Annotated in this window: 17 protein-coding genes; 15 read left to right on the top strand and 2 right to left on the bottom strand. The window is 36.9% G+C overall.

Features of this window, described 5'->3' with window-relative positions; translation table 11 throughout:
* The first annotated feature begins 12 nt into the window (after window positions 1-12).
* The 9 genes from IC621_RS22795 (at window position 13) to IC621_RS22755 (ending at window position 10,836) form a co-directional block, all read left to right on the top strand.
* Window positions 13-180 (top strand): hypothetical protein, encoded by a 168-nt coding sequence (locus IC621_RS22795; protein WP_191161795.1) that lies wholly within the window; start codon window positions 13-15, stop codon window positions 178-180.
* Window positions 181-688: 508 nt separating this feature from the next.
* Window positions 689-1,711, top strand: a complete 1,023-nt coding sequence (locus IC621_RS22790; RefSeq protein WP_191161821.1) for an ABC transporter substrate-binding protein — start codon at window positions 689-691, stop codon at window positions 1,709-1,711.
* Between the two features lie 20 nt (window positions 1,712-1,731).
* Complete coding sequence (locus IC621_RS22785; protein WP_191161794.1) at window positions 1,732-3,456, top strand: ABC transporter permease; 1,725 nt, start codon at window positions 1,732-1,734, stop codon at window positions 3,454-3,456.
* Complete coding sequence (locus IC621_RS22780) at window positions 3,453-4,499, top strand: ABC transporter ATP-binding protein (protein WP_191161792.1); 1,047 nt, start codon at window positions 3,453-3,455, stop codon at window positions 4,497-4,499. The genes IC621_RS22785 and IC621_RS22780 overlap by 4 nt, the downstream gene beginning before the upstream one ends.
* A gap of 104 nt (window positions 4,500-4,603) precedes the next feature.
* Window positions 4,604-5,158 carry a transposase gene (locus IC621_RS22775; protein ID WP_191161790.1) on the top strand — a complete coding sequence of 185 codons (555 nt, stop codon included), beginning with the start codon at window positions 4,604-4,606 and terminating at the stop codon, window positions 5,156-5,158.
* 240 nt (window positions 5,159-5,398) lie between these two features.
* Window positions 5,399-7,129 carry a PTS mannitol-specific transporter subunit IIBC gene (locus IC621_RS22770; protein ID WP_191161788.1) on the top strand — a complete coding sequence of 577 codons (1,731 nt, stop codon included), beginning with the start codon at window positions 5,399-5,401 and terminating at the stop codon, window positions 7,127-7,129.
* Between the two features lie 34 nt (window positions 7,130-7,163).
* On the top strand, window positions 7,164-9,245 hold the full coding sequence (locus tag IC621_RS22765) for a BglG family transcription antiterminator (protein ID WP_191161786.1): 2,082 nt from the start codon (window positions 7,164-7,166) through the stop codon (window positions 9,243-9,245).
* Window positions 9,246-9,257: 12 nt separating this feature from the next.
* Entirely contained in the window at window positions 9,258-9,695 is a 438-nt protein-coding gene (locus IC621_RS22760) for a PTS sugar transporter subunit IIA (RefSeq protein ID WP_191161784.1), read from the top strand.
* A gap of 1 nt (window position 9,696) precedes the next feature.
* Window positions 9,697-10,836 carry a mannitol-1-phosphate 5-dehydrogenase gene (locus IC621_RS22755; RefSeq protein ID WP_191161782.1) on the top strand — a complete coding sequence of 380 codons (1,140 nt, stop codon included), beginning with the start codon at window positions 9,697-9,699 and terminating at the stop codon, window positions 10,834-10,836.
* A gap of 55 nt (window positions 10,837-10,891) precedes the next feature.
* On the opposite strand, the gene IC621_RS22750 is transcribed toward IC621_RS22755, so the two are convergent.
* Entirely contained in the window at window positions 10,892-11,146 is a 255-nt protein-coding gene (locus tag IC621_RS22750) for a hypothetical protein (protein WP_191161780.1), read from the bottom strand.
* 203 nt (window positions 11,147-11,349) lie between these two features.
* Between IC621_RS22750 and IC621_RS22745 the strand changes: the two genes are divergently transcribed.
* Entirely contained in the window at window positions 11,350-11,805 is a 456-nt protein-coding gene (locus tag IC621_RS22745; protein ID WP_191161778.1) for a hypothetical protein, read from the top strand.
* Between the two features lie 276 nt (window positions 11,806-12,081).
* Here the strand turns inward: IC621_RS22745 and tagU are convergent, their stop codons facing one another.
* Window positions 12,082-13,032 carry a polyisoprenyl-teichoic acid--peptidoglycan teichoic acid transferase TagU gene (gene tagU / locus IC621_RS22740; protein WP_191161776.1) on the bottom strand — a complete coding sequence of 317 codons (951 nt, stop codon included), beginning with the start codon at window positions 13,030-13,032 and terminating at the stop codon, window positions 12,082-12,084.
* A gap of 317 nt (window positions 13,033-13,349) precedes the next feature.
* Between tagU and IC621_RS22735 the strand changes: the two genes are divergently transcribed.
* The 5 genes from IC621_RS22735 (at window position 13,350) to IC621_RS22715 (ending at window position 21,345) form a co-directional block, all read left to right on the top strand.
* The gene (locus IC621_RS22735) at window positions 13,350-16,724 is read left to right on the top strand and encodes an N-acetylglucosaminidase (protein WP_191161774.1); all 3,375 of its coding nucleotides are present in this window, start codon (window positions 13,350-13,352) and stop codon (window positions 16,722-16,724) included.
* A gap of 455 nt (window positions 16,725-17,179) precedes the next feature.
* A complete protein-coding gene (galU, locus tag IC621_RS22730) occupies window positions 17,180-18,061 on the top strand; it encodes a UTP--glucose-1-phosphate uridylyltransferase GalU (RefSeq protein WP_191161772.1) in 882 nt (293 codons plus the stop codon).
* A gap of 25 nt (window positions 18,062-18,086) precedes the next feature.
* A complete protein-coding gene (locus tag IC621_RS22725; RefSeq protein ID WP_191161770.1) occupies window positions 18,087-19,406 on the top strand; it encodes a UDP-glucose dehydrogenase family protein in 1,320 nt (439 codons plus the stop codon).
* Window positions 19,407-19,586: 180 nt separating this feature from the next.
* Complete coding sequence (locus tag IC621_RS22720) at window positions 19,587-20,519, top strand: hypothetical protein (protein ID WP_191161768.1); 933 nt, start codon at window positions 19,587-19,589, stop codon at window positions 20,517-20,519.
* Between the two features lie 16 nt (window positions 20,520-20,535).
* Window positions 20,536-21,345: a glycosyltransferase gene (locus IC621_RS22715; RefSeq protein ID WP_191161766.1), complete on the top strand. Its 810-nt coding sequence runs from the start codon at window positions 20,536-20,538 to the stop codon at window positions 21,343-21,345.
* The last annotated feature ends 6 nt before the right edge of the window (window positions 21,346-21,351 follow it).

Below are 21,351 nucleotides of genomic sequence, written 5' to 3'. Positions count from 1 at the left end.
GGGGTGCAAGAAATGGAATATAATATGAGAAATGTAAAAGATTTCAATTCTCCTATTCTTACATCTAAGGATTATTTAGAGTTAATGCACATGGCTCTTCATATGGATGACAAAGAATGGTTTGATGAATTAGCAGCCAAAAAGGAAGTTATAGATGGGATTTTGGATAGCACATGCTAACATAATTAAGAAGGGTCCATGCACAAATTGAAATTTGGTGCATGGACCCTTTTCTTTTATCTGTAAAGAAAGTTTAAGTTAATTAAAGTATTAACGTGATAAAGAGTGGTATCTTTGTCCACCTCCGAGTGCCATCGGCCCTTAGGTCTCAGGGTCAATCCGCCTGAGAAGGTTAAAGAACAACCTTCATGCAGGCTCGCCTAGTGGTTGTCGCCGAAGGACTAGCGCTCTGCGCTTTTCGTTCTAGTTTCAATAAGTTTAAGTTGATTAAAATATTAGCGCAGGTAAAGTGAGTGATCGTTGTCCAGTTCCGGGCGCTATCGACTCCTAGGTCATAAGTCAAAAGGCCTGTACCTTTTTCTTTTTTGTTAATTTTTCATTAAGAAAAATTAACTTTTTTTTATTCTTCTATAACAAATCCTTAACAATGGTTCAGTAAGCTAAATGAAAGATGGTCGATTTGCACCAATATTAGGAGGAATTTAATTTGAGAAAATGGTCATGCTTTATGTTATTTGCGCTTATTCTAGTTTTTACTACTGCTTGTGGAAGCAGCTCAAGCTCTTCAAAAACTTCTGAAGCTTCATCTGCTCAGAATGATTCCGGGAAGATAGAAGGTACGCTTAATTTTTACACCTCACAACCAGACGCTGATGCTGTCGCTCTTGTGGAGGCTTTTAATAAAGAGTATCCCGATGTTAAAGTTGAGACTTTCCGTTCAGGTACAGAAGAGGTTATTTCAAAAATTAAGGCTGAGCAATTAGCTGGAGATGTACAAGCTGACGTTCTGCTAGTAGCAGATTCTGTTACTTTTGAGGGATTAAAGGAAGAAGACCTTCTTCTATCCTATAAATCTCCAGAGGGAAAAGAAATTCCTGAAAACTTAGTAGATCCTGATGGAATGTATACTGGAACAAAAGTCATGGCAACGGCAATGGTCGTGAATACGGAAAATGTCAAGGAAATACCAAAAAGCTGGAATGCATTAACTTCTAATGAAGCAAAGGGTTCTGTTTTAATGCCAAGCCCATTTTATTCAGGGGCTGCAGCATATAATTTAGGTGTGTTTACACGACAAGATCCATTTGGATGGGCGTTATATGAAGATTTAAAAGCAAACGGAACGACGGTTACAAAAGGGAATGGAGATGTATTAAAAACTGTTGCCTCTGGTGAAAAGAACTACGGGATGGTTGTAGATTTTGTAGTTGCCAGAGCTAAAGCAGAAGGTTCTCCAGTTGAGCTCGTTTACCCTGAAGAAGGCGTACCTGTTATTACTGAGCCTGTTGGGATAATGAAGGATACGAAAAATGAAGCGGCTTCTAAAGCATTTGTTGATTTTGTTCTTTCAGAAAAAGGACAGGAACTTGCGGCAGAAATAGGTTATACACCTATAAGAAAAGGAATTGAAGCACCAGAAGGATTAAAGACAATTGATGAGATGAAGGTCCTTGATGCTGACATCACTGAGCTGTATCAAGCAAGAGAAGATGATAAAAAACAATTCGGCGAAATATTCGGTCAGCAATAGAACATCAGAGGAGTGGCACAATGATTTCGCAAAAAAGTGTGAAGAAAACGGGGCAATTCACCCCGTTTTCTTTTTCTGCGAGCTGGAAAACAATTGGATTGCTTTTCGTTCTCTTTTTGTTTTTTCTACCTGTCATTCGATTAATTTGGTTGAGCGTTATATCAGAAGGAACCTTCACCCTTGAAGAATATTCTTCCGTTCTATCAGAAAGAATGACCTGGCTCACTATTCAGAATACGTTATATATTGTAGCAGGTAGCACTGTTTTTTCTGTCATTTTAGGAATTTTTCTCGCATGGATCATAGCCTATGTGGATATAAGAGGTAAGAATTGGATGCAGCTGTTCATCTTCCTGCCGTTCATTATTCCCTCCTATATTTCTACGCTGGCGTGGGTTCAGTTTTTTGGGAAAACTGGTCCTTTTGCTTTTTTTAATGATTTGTTATCTTTATCTCTTTCTACTCCAAACCTTTACAGCATGGGCGGGATCATTTTTGTGTTAGGCATAACGAATTATCCCTTAGTATACCTGTTAAGTGTAGACGTTTTTAAAAAGATTCCCAGAGAGCTTGAAGAAGCAGCCTGGACGTCCGGCGCCAGTCGTTTCGTGTTGTTTTGGAAGGTAGTTTTCCCTATGGCTTTACCAGGTATTGCGAGCGGAGGGCTGCTTGCTTTTATATCAAATTTAGATAACTTTGGTGTCCCTGCCTTCCTTGGCATACCTGCGAATATTAAAGTGTTAAGCACGTATATCTATGAACAAATAGTAGGATTTGGACCAAGTGCTTTTGCCCGGGCAGCTGTATTATCGGTTATTCTCGGTTTGGTTGCGATAAGCGGAACAATCATTCAATGGGTGATTACGAGAAAGAATAAAGTCAATGAAACAAATTTGAGAGACAATAAACCAAGAATTTTTTTGGGGAAATATAAACAGATCGTGCTCGAGGCAGGGATATGGTTTTTACTTATCATGACAAGTTTGGTTCCTTTTATCACCATGGCAGCTACTTCATTGATTAAAGCATACGGACTGCCTTTTCGCCTGGAAAACCTGTCCTTCAAAAATTATTATTATGTTTTATTCGAGGATCAAAAAATGATATCTGCAATAACTAACAGCCTTTTTCTTGGCGGCATTACACTGGTCATTTGCTTAATAACAGGTACGATGATTGCCTATTTCCGTTATAAAAGGCCTTCCCATTTTATTAAATTCACAGAAATAATTGTGACGATCCCTTATGCCTTACCAGGTACTGTTCTGGCATTAGCCATTATCTTGATGTGGATTCAACCAATTCCAGGATGGAAGCCGGGTGTTTATGGTACAATTTGGATTTTGGTGATTGCCTATTTTACCCGTTTTCTAATCCTTCAGGTTCGCGGAAGTATTACAGCTTTTTCACAATTAGACCCTTCTATGGAAGAGGCAGCATTAACATCTGGAGCAAATGGTTTTGCCAAGTGGCGGAAGATTTTGCTGCCGCTTCTTCTGCCAGGCATAGTCGGGGGAGGGTTATTAGTATTTTTAACTGCTTTGACAGAATTGACTGTTTCAAGTCTTCTTTGGTCAAGTGGTTCAGAAACTATAGGAGTCATGATCTTTAGTTTTGAACAGGCAGGGTATAGTACTTATTCCACTGCATTTTCAAGTGTCATTGTCTTCTCAATTTTGATAGGGGCTGCTATTTGTGTGTGGTTTCAAAAGCTATGGAGTAAAAGGATGTTGAGGAATAAATGATAAACATTGATAACGTAAGTAAGCGATATGGGTCCTTCCAAGCATTAAAGGAAATTAATTTAATGTTCAAGGAAGGCGAATTTGTTGCAGTGTTGGGACCTTCAGGCTGTGGGAAAACGACACTTTTAAAATTATTAGCGGGTTTTATGAAACCGTCTGAAGGTATGATTAAAATGTATGGGGAAGAGATTGGATCTGCCAAAACTCTTATTCCGCCTAATCAGCGGAACATAGGGATGGTTTTTCAATCCTTCGCTTTATGGCCGCATATGACAGTGCAAGAACATGTCCAGTTTCCATTAAAACATCATCGTTTTGTTGAACAGAAATTAAGAGGAGATGCTGCATCAAGAGTGCAGCAAGTGCTTAATCTTGTCGGATTAGAACACTTAGCCACAAGGTTCCCCTCTGAATTATCCGGAGGGCAAAAACAAAGGGTTGCGCTTGCTAGAGCAATAGCGCCAGAGCCTTCATTGCTCTTAATGGATGAACCGCTCAGTGCTTTAGATGCAGAATTAAGGATGGAAATGAGAAAGGAAATTCAGCATATTCATCGAGAAATGGGAACTACGATTGTGTATGTTACCCATGACCAAGGTGAAGCATTAGCAATGGCTGACCGTATTGTTGTCATGAACGAAGGCAGTATTGAGCAAGTCGATACACCTGAAATCATTTACAATCAACCAAAAACGGTGTTTGTTTCTACATTTGTCGGTAAATGCAATCTTCTGCAAGGCCGCTGGCAAGGTAAAAATGAGTTTATTCCAGAGTACTATCCAGGAGTAATATTACCTGATATCGGAGTATCCCCAGAATTTAAACACGGAAATGTTTATCCGATTCGGCCGGAGCAATGGAGTCTGGCCAAGCCTCAAGGAAAAGGAAATCAACTAATCGGTAAGGTTGCATTCTCTCAATTTCAAGGAAAGGAAGTCCATTACACCATACAAACCGGGAAGCAATCATTGAATGTTATCCAATCCATCGGGAAGCCTCGCCATCAAGTCGGAGAACAAGTAGCGCTTCACATATGCAAATAAGGAGTTGGGTGCCAGGCACCAAATTGAAATTTGGTGCCTGGCACCCAACAGAGTAATTTTTGTCGACTGAAAAAGTGTACTTTAATAATGAAAGGAGCTAATTAATGGCAAGAAAACTGCGTGTTTGGTATCCTGGAGCGATGTATCATATTACTGCTAGAGGAAATAGGAGGAATGTTCTTTACTATGATGACCAAGATTATTTGAAATATTTGAGTTTACTAGCAGTTACCCGTTCTAACCTTCCTTTCCTCCTTCATTCTTATTGCCTCATGCCAAATCATCTTCACCTTCAATTAGAAACCATTGACTTTCCAATTCAAAGCATCATGCACGATATCCACTCAAAATATGCCCGTTATTTTAATCGCCGGTATGATTTAGTAGGTCATGTTTTTCAAGGAAGGTACGGAGCAAAGCTTATCGATGATAGAGACTACTTCATGAAGGTAAGCCGTTATATCCATTTAAATCCACTTGAAGCGAGTATAGTAGATAAGTTGGAAGAATATAAGTGGAGCAGCTATAGATCGTACATGAAGTTAGATCCTGATAACCAATATGTAAACCCCGAAAAAACTCTCTCCCTGTTCTACAACCCACAAGAGGAAAACTTTAAGAAGTTTGTTTTAGAAAAGGTGCCAGGCACCAAATTGTAAACTCGGTGCCAGGCACCACATCATCAGTTTGGTGCCTGGCACCCCCCATTAGAGGTGACCACAATTTAGTTTTGGCAACAGCAATAGTGACAAAATCACGTTTTCTATTCATTGAATCTCTTATGTAAGCGATTTACTATAAAGGTGTAGGCAGAAACAGCAAGATGATTTACTGTTTTAATTTCTTATTTCTTTTATTAGTTAGGTCAACAATATGTTGATGAACAGGAGGTTTATTCAATGGAAGCAAAACAAAATAATGATATAAAGGTTAAGATCCAGCGCTTCGGCAGTTACTTGAGCGGAATGGTCATGCCGAACATTGGGGCATTCATTGCTTGGGGATTGATCACGGCCTTATTTATTCCAGATGGATGGCTGCCAAATGAAAGCCTGGCGGAATTAGTAGGTCCAATGATTACGTACCTGTTGCCGCTGCTCATCGGGTTCACAGGCGGGCGTATGGTTCATGACCTTCGCGGTGGTGTTGTTGGGGCCACAGCAACGATGGGAGTTATCGTAGGGGCAGACATTCCAATGTTCCTCGGAGCGATGATTATTGGTCCAATTGGCGGTTATGCGATCAAAAAGGTTGACCAATTGTTTCAGGGCAAAGTGAAATCTGGTTTTGAAATGTTAGTCAACAACTTTTCTGCGGGGATTGTAGCAGGGATCTTATCAATCATAGGTTACCTTGGAATCGGACCAGTGGTTTTAGGAATTACTCAAGCGCTTGGAAATGGGTTAGAAGTCATTGTAAATGCTAATCTGTTACCTTTAGCTAGCATCTTCGTTGAACCGGCAAAAGTGCTTTTCTTAAACAATGCTCTAAACCATGGAGTGTTTGGACCGATTGCTGTTGAACAAGCAGCAAATGCTGGAAAATCAATCTTGTTCTTAATCGAATCAAATCCTGGACCGGGTCTAGGGATCTTGCTTGCATACATGTTCTTCGGAAAAGGCTCTGCTAAACAATCGTCACCTGGTGCAGCAGTTATTCACTTTCTAGGTGGAATTCATGAAATTTACTTCCCGTATATTTTAATGAAACCATTATTGATTTTAGCAGCTATAGCTGGCGGGGCAAGTGGGATTCTAACCTTTATGCTGACTAACACAGGGCTGGTCGCGACTCCTTCACCAGGAAGCATTATTGCGATTACTGCAATGACTCCAAGAGGAAACTTTGTTGGCATGTTCTTAGGTGTCATTGTTGCAACTCTCATTTCTTTCTTAGTAGCGAGTGTGATATTAAAATCATCTAAAAAAGAAGCAGAAGACGATATCGAATCGGCAGCAGCAAAAATGCAAGAAATGAAAGGGAAGAAAAGCAATGCAGCTTCTTTCTCTAAAGAGGCACCCGAATCTTCCCTGCAAAACGTCAAAAATGTTATTTTTGCCTGTGATGCTGGTATGGGCTCAAGCGCAATGGGAGCCTCTGTCTTGAAAAATAAATTCAAAAAAGCAGGACTTTCTATTAATGTCACAAATAAAGCGATAAACAATTTACCTGAAGATGCAGATGTTATTATTACGCATAAAGATTTAACAGAACGGGCGAAAGCAAAACGCCCGAATGCTTACCACATTTCGGTAGAAAACTTTTTAAATAGCCCGAAATATGATGAGTTAGTCAAAGAATTGGCTGAAACAGAAAATGAAACAGATGAAACGAAGCCTGAAAACAATGAAATGGAAAATGTCGAAAAAATCATTTTCGCCTGTGACGCTGGTATGGGCTCAAGTGCAATGGGAGCCTCTGTTTTAAAAAATAAATTAAAAAAAGCAGGACTATCAATAGATGTGACCAACTCGGCCATAAATAATTTGCCGAATGATGCAGATATTATTATTACACATAAAGACTTAACCGATCGAGCGAAAGCAAAAGTACCAGCTGCTCATCACATCTCAGTTGATAATTTCTTGAACAGTCCAAAATATGATGAGCTTGTTGAAAAATTGAAATAACGATTCTTCAGCATTTCGGAGGAGGTGTGAAACAGTGTATGTCACAACTAGAGAAAATGAAATTCTTCACTTTCTCTGTCATCATACGGATTATTTAACTGTACAAGAGCTGGCAGATCATCTGAAAATTAGCTCTCGAACGGTTCATAGAGAATTAAAAAAGGTCGAAAGTACGCTTTCGGCCTATGAGCTTTCAATTGAGAAAAAAGCAGGGCTGGGCATAAAGCTTTCTGGACAATCATTAGAAAAGCAAAGGCTTTTGAGTGATCTGTCAAAGGTGGAAAAGGTAGATTTTCAGCAGGAGGAACGCATCAATTTCCTTATTTGTGAATTGATCAAATCAAATGAACCTATTAAATTGTTTACTCTTGCTTCCCTTTTCAATGTTTCAATAGCTACCTTAAGTCATGATCTCGATAAAGTTGAAGAAAAAATAAAACCCTTCGAATTAACGATTACAAGAAAAAGAGGATTCGGAATCGAACTGACAGGAGAAGAATTATCTAAACGTAAAATCTTAGAATCTCTTGTAATGGAAAATTTAAGTGAACAAGACTTTCTCCAAATCATCGAAAAAAATATGAAACATTATCATACAGATGAAAAACTTTTAGGGATCGTAAATATGGAACGGCTGAATACAATAGATGGGGCGATAAAGCAGAGCCTGAACTCCTTGCCGTATACTCTTGCAGACAGTGCTTATTTTGCCCTGCTAGTCCATCTCGGTCTAACAATTGAACGTATTCTTTTAAAAGAAGACATTACTTTTGATGAAAATCATTTGAAGCAATTACAGGAAACGGAAGAATATAAGATTGCTCTGCAAATCTCTATGCAGCTTGAAAAATTGTTTCCTCTAAAGGTTCCAGTAGCAGAGGTTGGCCATATCACGATGCACTTAAGAGGAGCACGAAGGCAAAAGGAGGAAGAGGTCTTTGATCAAATTTATTCAAAGCTTTCTCAAAAAGTAATAAAGCTGATTGAATATGTAGAAACGAAGATTCAGGTTTCTTTTAAAAATGATCCTTCTCTATACAAGGGCCTGATCGCCCATTTAGAACCGGCCTGCCATCGAATTCAAGGTGGAATATCCACGTTTAATCCATTAAAAGAGGATATAAAAAGGGATTATCCCGACCTTTTTGAAGCTGTTAAGAAAGCACTGGAAATTGTTTTTCCATATTTAGTGTTTTCTGATGGGGAAATAGGATTTGTAGTGTTGCATTTTGGCTCTGCTCTGCAAGTAAGAAATAAAAAACGCCCCATCCATGCTCTTGTTGTCTGTTCGAGCGGGATCGGTTCTTCAAAAATGCTGGCAAGCCGGATTCATAAAGAAATACCTGAAATTACTAAAACAAAGCTATCATCACTTATGGATTTGGAAAAAGAAGAATTAGCATCATTTGATCTTGTTATTTCAACAATCGGATTATCTCTGACAGACATTCCATATATTCAGGTGAGTCCGCTGCTTCCAGATTCAGATGCAGAAAAAATAAGAGAATCTATTAAGGACATATTTCCTGTCCAAGGAAACAATGATCTTAAACACCCTAATTATTTTGAAGCTCTTGAAGAAGCTGATTTACTTGGTAAAATAGATGAGTTTTTTATCTATGGACAACTAATCAAAGGGATTATGGAACGCTTCCGGGTTTATGATTTTGAAAATAAGAAAGACCATGTTGAAACATTACATGCAGCTACGGAAGTTTTAGAGAAACAAAAGCTTATACAAAGTTCAGAGGCGTTGACAGAAGAACTGTTAAAACGAGAGAAGCTGGGGGGACTAGGGATTCCACATACCGCAATGGCTCTCTATCATTGCAGACACGATAGTGTTAAGGACCCGACATTTGTTATTTTTCAATTAAAACATCCTTATATTGTAGGTGATATGGGTCAAGGAGAAATCAGGATGAGGACTCTTCTACTCTTACTTGCGCCTAAGGATGTGCACCCCCTTGGATTAAAATTGCTTAGTTTAATCAGCTCCACCTTAATAGAAGATGAAGAAAGTTTACAAGTGTTCCAATCAGGAAATGGGACATGGATGGTTAAAAAGCTAAACGAAATGTTTTACAGATGGATTAATGAACAAATAAAAAAATAGGAGTGGTTCAAAATGAAATCAATACTAACTGAGGAAAACATCCTTCTAAATCAAACCGTAAATACAAAAGAAGAAGCGATCAAATTAACTGGATCCGTCCTTGTTCAAAATGGATATGTAAATGAAAATTACATTGAAAAAATGCTGGAACGAGAAGAAGTCTCCACTACCTATATGGGGAACGGAGTAGCGATTCCCCATGGAACAGAGGAAGGCAAAAAGGAAGTACAAGCTTCTGGGATTTCCATTATTCAAGTTCCTAATGGAGTCGAGTTTGGCAGCGGGGAGCCTGCGCGAATTTTGTTTGGGATTGCTGGTAAAAACGACGAGCATTTAGAACTATTATCAAAAATTGCGATTCTTTGCTCTGATGAAGAAAATGTAGCAAGGCTTGTAGCAGCAGAAACAAAGGAAGAATTGATGGCACTATTTGAAGAAGAGGTGAACTAACATGATTGCCGTACATTTTGGAGCAGGGAATATAGGACGTGGTTTCATTGGAGCTATTCTTAGTCAAGCAGGTTATGAAGTGACATTTGTCGATATTAATGAGGAAGTGATACAAGCTTTAAATGAACGTAATCAATATGAAGTCGAACTCGCTTCTGATTCTAAAAAAACTACTATCATTACTGATGTAAAAGGGATTAACAGCGAAAAAGATCCTGATAAAGTCATCGAGAAACTTGCCCAAGCGGACCTTATAACAACAGCAGTAGGACCAAATATTTTAAAGTTTGTGGCAAAGTCAATCGCTGATGGCTTAAAAAAAAGACTTAAAACCACGAACTCGTTTGGGAATATCATTGCATGTGAAAACATGATTGGCGGAACAGCTCACTTGCAGGAGGAAATTGAAAAGTATTTGAATGAGCAAGAGAAAGAAGCCATTGCAAAAATCATTGGCTTTCCAAACTCTGCAGTAGATCGTATTGTTCCTATTCAGGAGCAGAAAGATCTATTAAAAGTATCAGTAGAACCTTTCTTTGAATGGGTAGTGGAAGAGGAGAAGCTGAAAGGTGATTTTCCTAAAATCCCTGGAGTAACATACGTAAAAGATTTAATTCCTTATATCGAACGTAAATTATATACAGTAAATACCGGCCATGCTGTGACAGCATATGTTGGCTATGATAAAGGACTTCAAACGGTAAAAGAGGCAATTGAACACCCTGAAGTCCGAAAAATAGTAGAAGGAGCCTTACAAGAAACAAGCAGTCTATTAACCGCTCAATATTCGTTTGACAAAGAAGAACATCAAACATACATCAGCAAGATTTTGAGCCGGTTTGAAAATCAGTATATTTCAGATGAACTGACTAGAGTCGGACGCTCTCCTATACGAAAGCTGGGCTATGATGACAGACTCGTTGGGCCTGCCCGTAAGTTAATCGAAATTGGCAAAACTCCGGAATACTTGGCAACTGGAATTGCAGCTGCTCTAAACTATCATTACGACCAAGACCCTGAAGCTGTTCAACTTGCCATACTAGTGAAAGAACAAGGAATACCCGGCGCCTTAAGTAAGGTTTCTGACCTGCCTGAACAACATTCACTAGTACAATTAGTTACAGAAAAGTATGCTCAATAATAAACAAGGTGCCAGGCACCAAATTTTCAATTTGGTGCCTGGCACCTGCCTTTTTCTACACGGTCCCCATCATCAATAAAGTGCTAATTACAACCAAAATAATAAAGATGATATAAAAAATTAAAGCGAGAATGGTAATTGTCCATCCTAATCCCTTTTTACCGATCTTAATAAAATAGATTCCAAGAGTAATAAGTCCAAAGAAAAAGCCTAAGATTCCCCACAGCCATGGGTTCATACCGCGTTTTTTCGAGTCAATAGCTAAATAAACAGCTACTACGATTTGTATGATCCAGCCTAAAAATTCCATTATGATGCCCCCTTAATAATATTTTCCTATTCCATTATAATGCAAATGTAGGAAGTAATGGTACCATACTTTTCGATAAATTTAAACAAACGTTTAAAGAAGAATGATTCATAGAGGATGAGAGCCTTTCTTCCATCATACAACCTAACTTGTCTGCATACTTATTAGATGATACCAAGTGACATGATAAAGGTTGTGAAACGATGCGAAGAAGGAAAAAGCTGCAGCCGCTCGTTGTAGTGGCAGGGCTCATTATCATCGGAATTTTTATATTTTTTTTGGTCGTAAATGTATTTCAAAGCAGGAATTACGAAAAGGCTGTGGACTCCTTTTATGAATATGAACAAGAAGGGGATTTTGGTAGTGCATGGGAGTTATTTCATCCCCAGATGAAAAAACGTTTTTCAAAAAATGCCTATGTTACCGAAAGATCTCATATTTACATGTCGCACTATGGAGTCAATACGTTCACTTATAAAATAGTAGATGACAAAAAAATAAAATCATGGAAAATGGAAAAATCAAAAACGTTTCAAAATGTACATCGGTTTACAATACAACAGATCTTTAATAGTAAATTTGGAGTATTTAAGGTAGAGCAAGAGGTATTTGTCGTCAAGGAAAAAGGGGAATGGAAAATAGCATGGGAATTTAGATAATCTGTAAAGAAACACTATTCTATAGGGTTTCTTTTTTTACAGGGTAAAGTAAAGAAAATTCTACTAAATTAGGAGGAATTTGCAGCCAGCCGAGCGACAAGGGAAATCAAATTTGGGCGGATCACTTAATAAACTATTTTGTAGCAGATAATTGAGCAAGGGTTGCATTCTTGCTTTTTTTATCAGTATTGAAAATAAAATGTTAATATATCAGCATTTTGAAACATGTAAAGGGGCTTCCAATCGCCGAATAATCGACTAATTGGAAAGCCCCTTTTATTTTGATGCTGTATGAGAAGACAGCTCTAAGTGTTCTTTTAACTGGTTCGAGAGCTCAGTTTGCTGGGTTTCATCAGGTACATAATAATAAATCCCGTTAATCTTAGTTCCTTTTCCCTTAATTTGATACTGATCAAGCTTAGAAATTGCATCCTTGTAATTTGATTGAATATCCCACATATTATCAAATGACAAATTCGTTGTAACGTTGTTTTCAACCACTTTAAACATATCTCCGAATTTCGTAATGGAAGAGATGTTTGCCCCTTTATTTATAACAGCTTGAATAATTTGACGCTGTCTTAGCTGTCTTCCGAAGTCTCCTCTTGGATCTTCATATCTCATGCGAGTATAATTTAGTGCCTCATCACCGTTTAAAGTGACTTCACCTTTAGGGAAGTCATCTCCCCCGTAAGAAAATGTAAGATCATTATTAACCGTTACTCCACCAACAGAATCAACAATGTCTTTAAAACTTTCCATATTTACTTTAACAAAATAATCGACAGGGACATCTAAAAAGTGTTCCACAGTGTTAATGGCCATTTCTGTTCCTCCAAATGCGTAAGCATGGTTGATTTTATCCATGCTCCCCTTGCCGATAATCTCTGTGTATGTATCACGCGGAATACTAACCATGTTCATAGACTTGGTATTTGGATTTACGGTCATGTAAATCAAAGAATCAGAACGACCGCGGTCACCTTTCCGTTCATCTACACCCATTAATAAAACAGAAATTGGATCCTTCTCTTTGAATTCTGCTTTTTTTTGTCTTTTATCAGACTTTTCTCGTCCGATATCTTCTTGAATATTAGCTACTGTAGAAGTTGCTTTGTTCCATAAGTAGAAGGCATATCCTCCAGTAGAAACAATAAAAACAGCAATAATAGATAATATTATAGTCAGAACTTTTTTTCTCTTCTTAGGCTTCTTTTCAGTTCGCATGCTTCATCACCTTTTACTAGTCTATATAGATTATAAAATTACAAAAAAAAGAAATCAATCCTTTTTGACTATTCCTTAAATTTCTGTAAACTCTATATCTTTATTCTGTCTTTCTATTAATATTAATTTTTTGTAAAAAATATTACAGCATTATTAGGAAATAATACTTAGGTAAATTATCCTTTGTTTTATTGACAACAAGATTCGACAAAGATAACATGAAACATGAAATATTACAATATATTTCAAATGCAACCATATTTTACGGGGGTGTTTACCGAAAAAATGACAAATTTCGTAAGCGGAGGATACATATTTTGAAGAAATCTTCTAAACTAGTTACTATTCCATTGGTATCTCTCTTAAGTTTATCATTGTTCATTCCAACCATGCCTGCTCTTTCCTTACCTGATAATACAAGGTATAAGATTGAGACAGGGGACTTCTTGGGACATGCTGAGGCTAATAAAGCTGCCAATCAGCTGAAAAAAGACACAGGTTGGGCAAGTACTATCGAAAGAAAAGCTTCTTATGTCAATTATTTTGAAGTTCTTTCAAACCACACATACAATAAAACAGAAACTGATGACGTGATTCAAGAACTTGAAAGAACAACAGGTATAAAATCCTATTCAAAACCTACAGGTACTCCAAAAAAATACTTTGAGGTTTTAAGTGGCGGTTATGACGGTCTGCAAAATACAGAGAAAATTATCCAACAGTTTGAAAAAGATACTGGTGTAAATGCTGAGCCCAAAATAATAAAGCAATCGGAAGACTTTTACAGAATTTTATCGGGTAGCTTTAATGGCTTAGAAAATGTCAATAATAAGATCCGGCAATTTGAGACAGATACTGGAATTGAATCCTCGGCAAAAGTAATTAAGCACCCTGAAGACTTCTATCAAGTGTTATCAGGAGGTTTTAATGGGGAAGCCAACACAAATCGGATAATAAAAGATTTTGAACGAAAAACCGGCCTTAAAGCAGAACCAAAAGTGATAAGACCAAGGGGAACATACTACCAGGTGGCATCAGGTGGGTTTAACGGGTCAAAAAATGTTGATCAGTTAATAAAGCAGTTTACAAATGTAACAGGTATCGAGGCTGCTAAAAAACCTTTAAGAAAAGATAATTACTATAAAATACTTTCAGGTGCTTACATAGGTGAAAATAAAGTTAAAGAAGTAATAAGAGGTCTAAAAAGTAAAACCGGAGTAAACGCTGTATCCAAACCTATAGGATCCCAAGCTGATTATTATCGTATTCTGTCAGGATCATATACTAGTGAGGCTAAAGTAAATCAAGTTATCAAAGAACTAGAAGCGGCTGCAGGAGTAAAAGCTGCTGCCAAGCCAATTGGTTCTCCTGAAAAGTACTATTACATATTGGCTGAGCCTGTAGAAGGAAAAGAAAAAGCAAATGAAATCATTACCAACTTCGAAAAGTCTACAGGAATAGAGGCTGAAGCCAAAGGTTCCGGCTCAATTCAAACCTATCATCATGTAGTTTCAAATGGACATGAAAAAGAAGCGGAAGTCAAAAAATTGATCGACCAGCTCGAAGGTGATACAGGAGTAAAAGCCTCCTATCAAAAAATGCCTGATCATTATTTTCAGATCCGGTCTACAGTTTTAGGAGATAAAGAGACTGATAAAGTAGTAGAGTTTTATACAAATAAGTCTCTGAAAGTAAATTCACAAGAAACGTCATCGCGAGAATACTCCCAATACGAAATTGTAACTGGGCCTGTGTTAGGGGAAGCTGAAAGAGAAAAAGCTATCAACTATTTTTCAGATCGCAAAATTATTGCTAAATCTGAAGAAACTGGAAAAACAAAACAAACTCGTTTTGATATAGTTACTAATCCGATTCTCGGAACATCTGAAAGGGAGAAAGTCTTAAAGTTTTTCTCAGATCGGAATTTTTATGCGAGATATGAAAAAACTGGACAAAAAGCTTACAATCGATACGATATTGTGACAGATCCAGTTTTAGGAGCATCTGAAAGAAACAAAGTGATGGATTATTTTAAATCTCAAAAATATTTCTCTAGATATGAAAGTACTGGAGAAACAGGATATACAAGATTTGATATTGTGACAGAAAAAATCCTTGGTCCAAACAAAAGAGATAAAGCTGTAAAGTTTTTTAAAGATCGAAACCACTTTGTAGTATCTAAAGAAGCAGGAAAAGTGGAAGGACGATACGATATTGTGACAGATCCACTTCTTGGTGAAGCCAAGAGAGATCGAGCTGTTAAATACTTTAAGGACAACCGTTATTATGTCAAATACCAAGCAACAGGGAAAAAAGACGGGGGTCGCTACGACATTGAAACAGAACCGATTTTAGGAGTAACAGCCAGGGACAAACTAGTAAAATATTTTTCTGATAAAAAGTATTTTGTTAGATATAAGACTACCGGAAAAAAAGGTGGTGGTCGTTATGATATCGTAACAGATCCAGTTTTAGGGGATACAGAAAGAGATCGAATTTTGAAGTACTTTAAAGATCGGAAATATTATGCTATTTCAAAGGAAACCGGTGAAAAAGGGTATGATCAATTTACTATTATCTCTTACCCAATACTTGGTTCTTCCTTAACAAATAAAGGTCTTGGATTTTTTGATCAAAAGGGACTCCCTGCAACCTCTCGTAAAACAAATGAAGTGGAGTTGGAGCATTATTATCAACTTTCCATTAGCTATTTTACCGGACAAAATAGGGTTAATAACTCCATGGAGCGGATCAAATATCTTTATGGATGGGATGTAAAATCAACAGTCATAAGACAAGGAAATAAAGTGTCATACACCGACTACGGAAGAACCTTGAGTAATATGGCCGACTTTCAAATGATGCTTAATCCTCCGCCTCAGACTGACAAGTACCGTAATGAATTAAGGTATGTTCATAAAGATTATGTTAGTAAAGCAACTGGTTCCATAATCGGATCTAATGTTAATATAAGGTCCACTCCATCAATGGTTGATAATACCAATGTACTTCAGCAGCTTCATAATGGTAATACAGTAATGGTTATCGGCCAAGTTGGAGATTGGGTTGAAATCAAATTCACTTGGCAGGATGCCCTAAAATCAGATGTAGAGTATTATCTTAACCCGGAAAACTTTGAGTTAGGATCAAAAGAATCATTTCAATTCCTTAAACTGTCTGAATCAGCTAATTTAACGGCAAAAGAAATAAATGATAAAATTCTCAAAGGCAAAGGAATATTAGAGGGGAAAGGCCAAGCTTTTATAAATGCCTCTAAAGAGTACAACATAAACGAAATTTACTTAATTTCTCATGCGCTATTAGAGACTGGAAATGGAACTTCAAAATTAGCTAATGGAGTTAGAGTAAATGGTAAAAAAGTTTATAACATGTACGGTTATGGAGCTTATGATTCCTGTCCACTAGAATGCGGTTCTCTAACCGCATTTGCGCAAGGGTGGTTTACCCCTGAATCAGCGATTATTGGCGGAGCGAAGAATATAAATAATAACTATATTAATAATGATACTTTCAAGCAAGACACGCTTTATAAAATGAGATGGGATCCTGTTGCAGCTCACCAATACGCAACAGATGTAGGATGGGCGTACAAGCAAGTAAGTTCTATTTATAATCTATATCAATTACTAGGTAACTATTCTTTACACTATGATTTACCTAAATATTTATAAAGAAAGCCTGCAGCTAAGTGAAATCACTTAGCTGTTTTTTATGGTTTCAGAAAGCATTCCTGTATTAACGCAAAGTTAGTTATCATTGTCCAGCTTCAGGCGTCATCGGCCCATAGGTCATAAGCCAATCCGTCAAAAAGGGTTAAAGAACAACTTTCCAGCCGGCTCGCCCGAATACTTATCGCCCGAAGGATTTGCGTTCTTCACCTATTGCACCCTTCTCTGCATATAAAGATAAATAGATAAGAAGAAAGAAGAGTAAGTACCAATTTAGACGCCGCTTGAAAATTTTTTTCAAACTTCTTAAAAATAAACATTATTGGTCAAGGAAATGAATAATCTAAATAGAATATAAATGTAAGCCTTATTAAATCTTTTACATAAAATTAACGTCTTGTAAATATCGATATGACTATATATAAGCTATTATTAAAGAAAGTATAGGAGGTAATCACATGGTCAAGAAAGCAATTATTCCGGCAGCAGGATTAGGGACAAGATTTCTGCCTGCCACAAAAGCGCAACCAAAAGAAATGCTTCCAATCGTAGATAAGCCAACTATTCAGTATATTGTTGAAGAAGCTGTTGCATCGGGGATAGAGGATATTTTAATTGTGACAGGCCGCGGGAAAAGAGCGATTGAAGATCATTTCGATAAATCCTATGAATTAGAAGAAACATTAGCTAAAAAAGAAAAGTGGGTTTTGTTAGAACAAGTTCAGAAAATCTCCACTTTGGCCAATATCCATTATATACGGCAAAAAGAACCTCGCGGCTTGGGAGACGCGATTTATTGTGCCAGAAGATTTATAGGAAATGAACCATTTGCTGTCTTACTTGGAGATGATATTGTTCAGTCAACCCAAACTCCATGTCTAAAACAGCTCATCTCCATATATGACGAATTTAAACAATCTGTGATTGGGGTACAAGTGATCCCGAAAGAGGATGTTTCTAAATACGGTATTGTAAGTTACGAAAGTAAGAAAATTGTTGATAATGTATACCGAATAATTGATTTAGTCGAAAAGCCAAGCAGAGATCATGCTCCTTCCAATAGTGCAATTATGGGGAGATACATTTTATCACCAAATATTTTAGATATTCTAGGGGAAGTAAATCCCGGGGCTGGAGGAGAGATTCAGTTAACGGATGCACTTAAAGTTTTATCTATGAAAGAAACCTTGCTGGCCTTTCACTTTGAAGGGAAAAGATTTGACGTCGGAGATAAACTAGGTTTTATAAAAGCAACAGTTGATATAGGTCTTCAGCGCGAAGATCTAAAAGAGGATATCATGCAATACCTCGAAGATGTTATAAAAAGGGAAGAGATATAGAAAACCTGGTAAATGGGGGATTAGCTTGAAGGTTACAATAGCGGGGATTGGTTATGTAGGATTAGTAACGGGTGTTTGTTTAGCGGAAATAGGTCATGAGATCACTTGCGTAGATACTGATCATAAAAAAATCAGTGATTTAAATAAGGGTGAATCACCAATCTATGAACCCGGAATTACAGAGTTAATTAAACATAATCTTGCTAAAGGCGCTATTAGATTTACTACAAATTCAAAACAAGCATACTCATTTGCTGAAATCATCTTTATTTCTGTGGGCACACCTGAAAGCGATGACGGTTCAGCTAATCTCCAATATATTAAGGAAGCTGCAGAGGAAATAGGCCAAAGTATCCGAAAAAACGTTATTGTCGTCACAAAGAGTACCGTACCTGTTGGTACGAATGAAAAAATTAAAAAATGGATTGAAAATAAGATAACAGGTAGATTAAAAGTAAGTATAGTCTCTAATCCAGAATTTCTAAGAGAAGGATCTGCGATTTACGATACCTTTAACGGGGATCGAATTATTATTGGAGCTGAAGACGAGTTATCGGCTAATATTATTGGAGATTTATATAAACCATTTGATCTTCCAATTATAAAGACAGATATACGTAGTGCAGAGATGATAAAATATGCCTCCAATGCATTTTTAGCGACAAAAATAAGTTTTATTAATGAGATTGCTAATATTTGCGAAAAGGTTGGAGCGAACATAGAGGATGTTGCACAGGGTATAGGAAAGGACAGTAGGATTGGCAGCCAGTTTTTAAGTGCAGGTATTGGCTACGGCGGTTCTTGTTTCCCGAAGGATACGAAAGCATTAGTCCAGATTGCTGGGGATGTCCATCATAGATTTGAACTGCTTGAGTCGGTTATTAAAGTGAATAATGTCCAAAGAAACCGGCTTGTCCATAAAGCCAAGGAAGTTTTAGGCCCTCTAGCAGGAAAGAAGGCTGCGATTTTAGGTCTTTCTTTTAAGCCAAACACAGATGATATTAGGGAAGCAGCTTCTATTTCCATGATTGAGCAGCTTCTAGCTGAAAAAGCAGAAGTTTTTGCTTTTGATCCAGTAGTAAACGGAAAGATAAAAGCGCTGTTTCCAGAAAATATAAAGCTTTGTACTTCGATTGATGAAGCTATTACAAAGGCTGACCTATGCTTTATTGCAACAGAGTGGAATGAAATAAAGGAATATCCCCTTGTAAAATTTAAAGATCTTATGAAGGAACCATTTATTTTTGATGGAAGAAATTGCTTTCAACTTATGGAAGCTGAAAAGTTCAACCTAAACTACTATTCAATAGGCCGTGAACCTGTAATAGCGAAATATTCCAACTAGGCGATCATTAGGTTGCCTTTTTAATTTGGAAAAAAACACCTGAAATATATTAGAATGATTACAAAATGGTTAAATGATTTTCCAGGTCCATTAAAACATTAACAAATTCTTGTATTAAAATGATGTATCATATAGAATTATTAAAGTTAAGCCTTTAATCAACTAGTTTGGGGTTATTTTATGGGAAAAAAGTTATACAGAATCATTCGCGGCGTATTAAAACACATATATAACATACTTCAAAAGGCAGTGCCTAAAAAGTATTTTTTATCATTAAGCTTTATGGCTATGTATATTGCCAATTCAATAACAGTAAATTTTTTTCAAAAAAGATATGGTTTTAATAAAATCAATTCATTTCCAGTTAAGGATGAAAAAGAAGATGTTCTTTTTATTCTTGGAAGCGGGTCTTCTGTGAATTTATATACTGAAAGGCAGTGGGAGTTAATTTCAAATCACCATAGTGTCGGTTTTAATTTTTGGCTGATACATGAATTTATTCCCAGCTTCTATGTTTATGAAGAGAATCTCAACAAGGACAGAAATCAAATTTTTTATAATCTTCTCAATATGAAAAAGCATCATTTTCAAAACGTGCCAATTATTGTAAAGGATGTAGAATACAAAGGACTGTCTGTAGATCAAATTCCGTCTGAGCTAAAAAAGGATGTTTATTTATCAACAGAGTTGACTGTTGGCTGTGATGAAGAGAATCTTAAGGATTTTTTTATTCAAGGACACCGATTTATGGGGAATATCAATAAAAACGGGTTAAATGCGATCCTTAAAAAAAGCGGAACTTTAAGCTATTTAATTTTTTTAGCTGAACAGCTGAAGTATAAAAAAATTGTCCTTTGTGGAATTGATTTAAATGATAGTAAGTACTTTTACGATTTAGATAAATATAAAGAAGAGTACGATATTCCAACAAACTATAAAGATGTTGAAGGAAAGCATCCGACCAATCAAAAAACGAATGGCAATGTCCCAATGGAAGATATTATCTACTCAATTAATGAAAATATTCTAAAACCACAAGGGATAAAGCTGTATGTTGGCAGTAAAACGAGTGCCTTATTCCCAAAACTTCCTTATTATTTTGAAGGCATCTGAAGGATAGTGATCTAAAATGAAGTTTAGTGTCTTAATGCCAGTTTATCATGGAGATAAAGCTGAGTTTGTAGATCAAGCGATTGAAAGTTTATTCATTCAAACCTTGATACCAAATGAAGTAGTAATTGTAGTTGATGGGAAAATTGGGAGCGATACATCTAAAATACTTGAAAAATATAGCAGTAAGGAGAATGTTGTCATCCATCAATTAGACAAAAATGTAGGCTTAGGAGACGCACTAAAGATTGGTCTGCAAAAATGCTCGCACGAATTTGTCGCAAGGATGGATGCCGATGACATTTGTCATAAAGAACGTTTTGAAAAGCAGGTGGAATTTCTTGAAGCCAATAAGCACATAGATCTTGTCGGGTCTTTTATTAAGGAGTTTACGGACCAACCTGCAGATGCAAAAGTCATTCGGAAAGTTCCTGTTCATCATGAGGAAATATTGAATTACTCAAAAAAAAGAAACCCTTTAAATCATATGACCGTCATGTATAGAAAACAAGCCGTTCTAGACTCTGGAAGTTATCAGAAATTTCTCTGGTTTGAGGATTACTATTTGTGGGTAAGAATGATTCAATCTGGTAAAAAGCTCCATAATATCCCAGAGCCTTTAGTATTCGCAAGAACTGGTCATGATATGTATAAGAGGAGAGGTGGTTTTCAATATCTCTTGAATGATGTAAAATTGCAATGTAACTTTTTAAGGTCTGGTTACATTACTATTTTTCAATATATAACCAACATATTGTTAAGATCTTTAGTTAGAATGATCCCTAATAAATTTCGGGAAGCCATTTATCTAAAGTTCTTAAGAAATTAGGCTTAC

It is taken from the genome of Metabacillus arenae (genome assembly GCF_014773385.1).
GTDB classification, from domain to species: domain Bacteria; phylum Bacillota; class Bacilli; order Bacillales; family Bacillaceae; genus Metabacillus_D; species Metabacillus_D arenae.
This window is presented reverse-complemented; position numbering and strand designations above follow the sequence as displayed.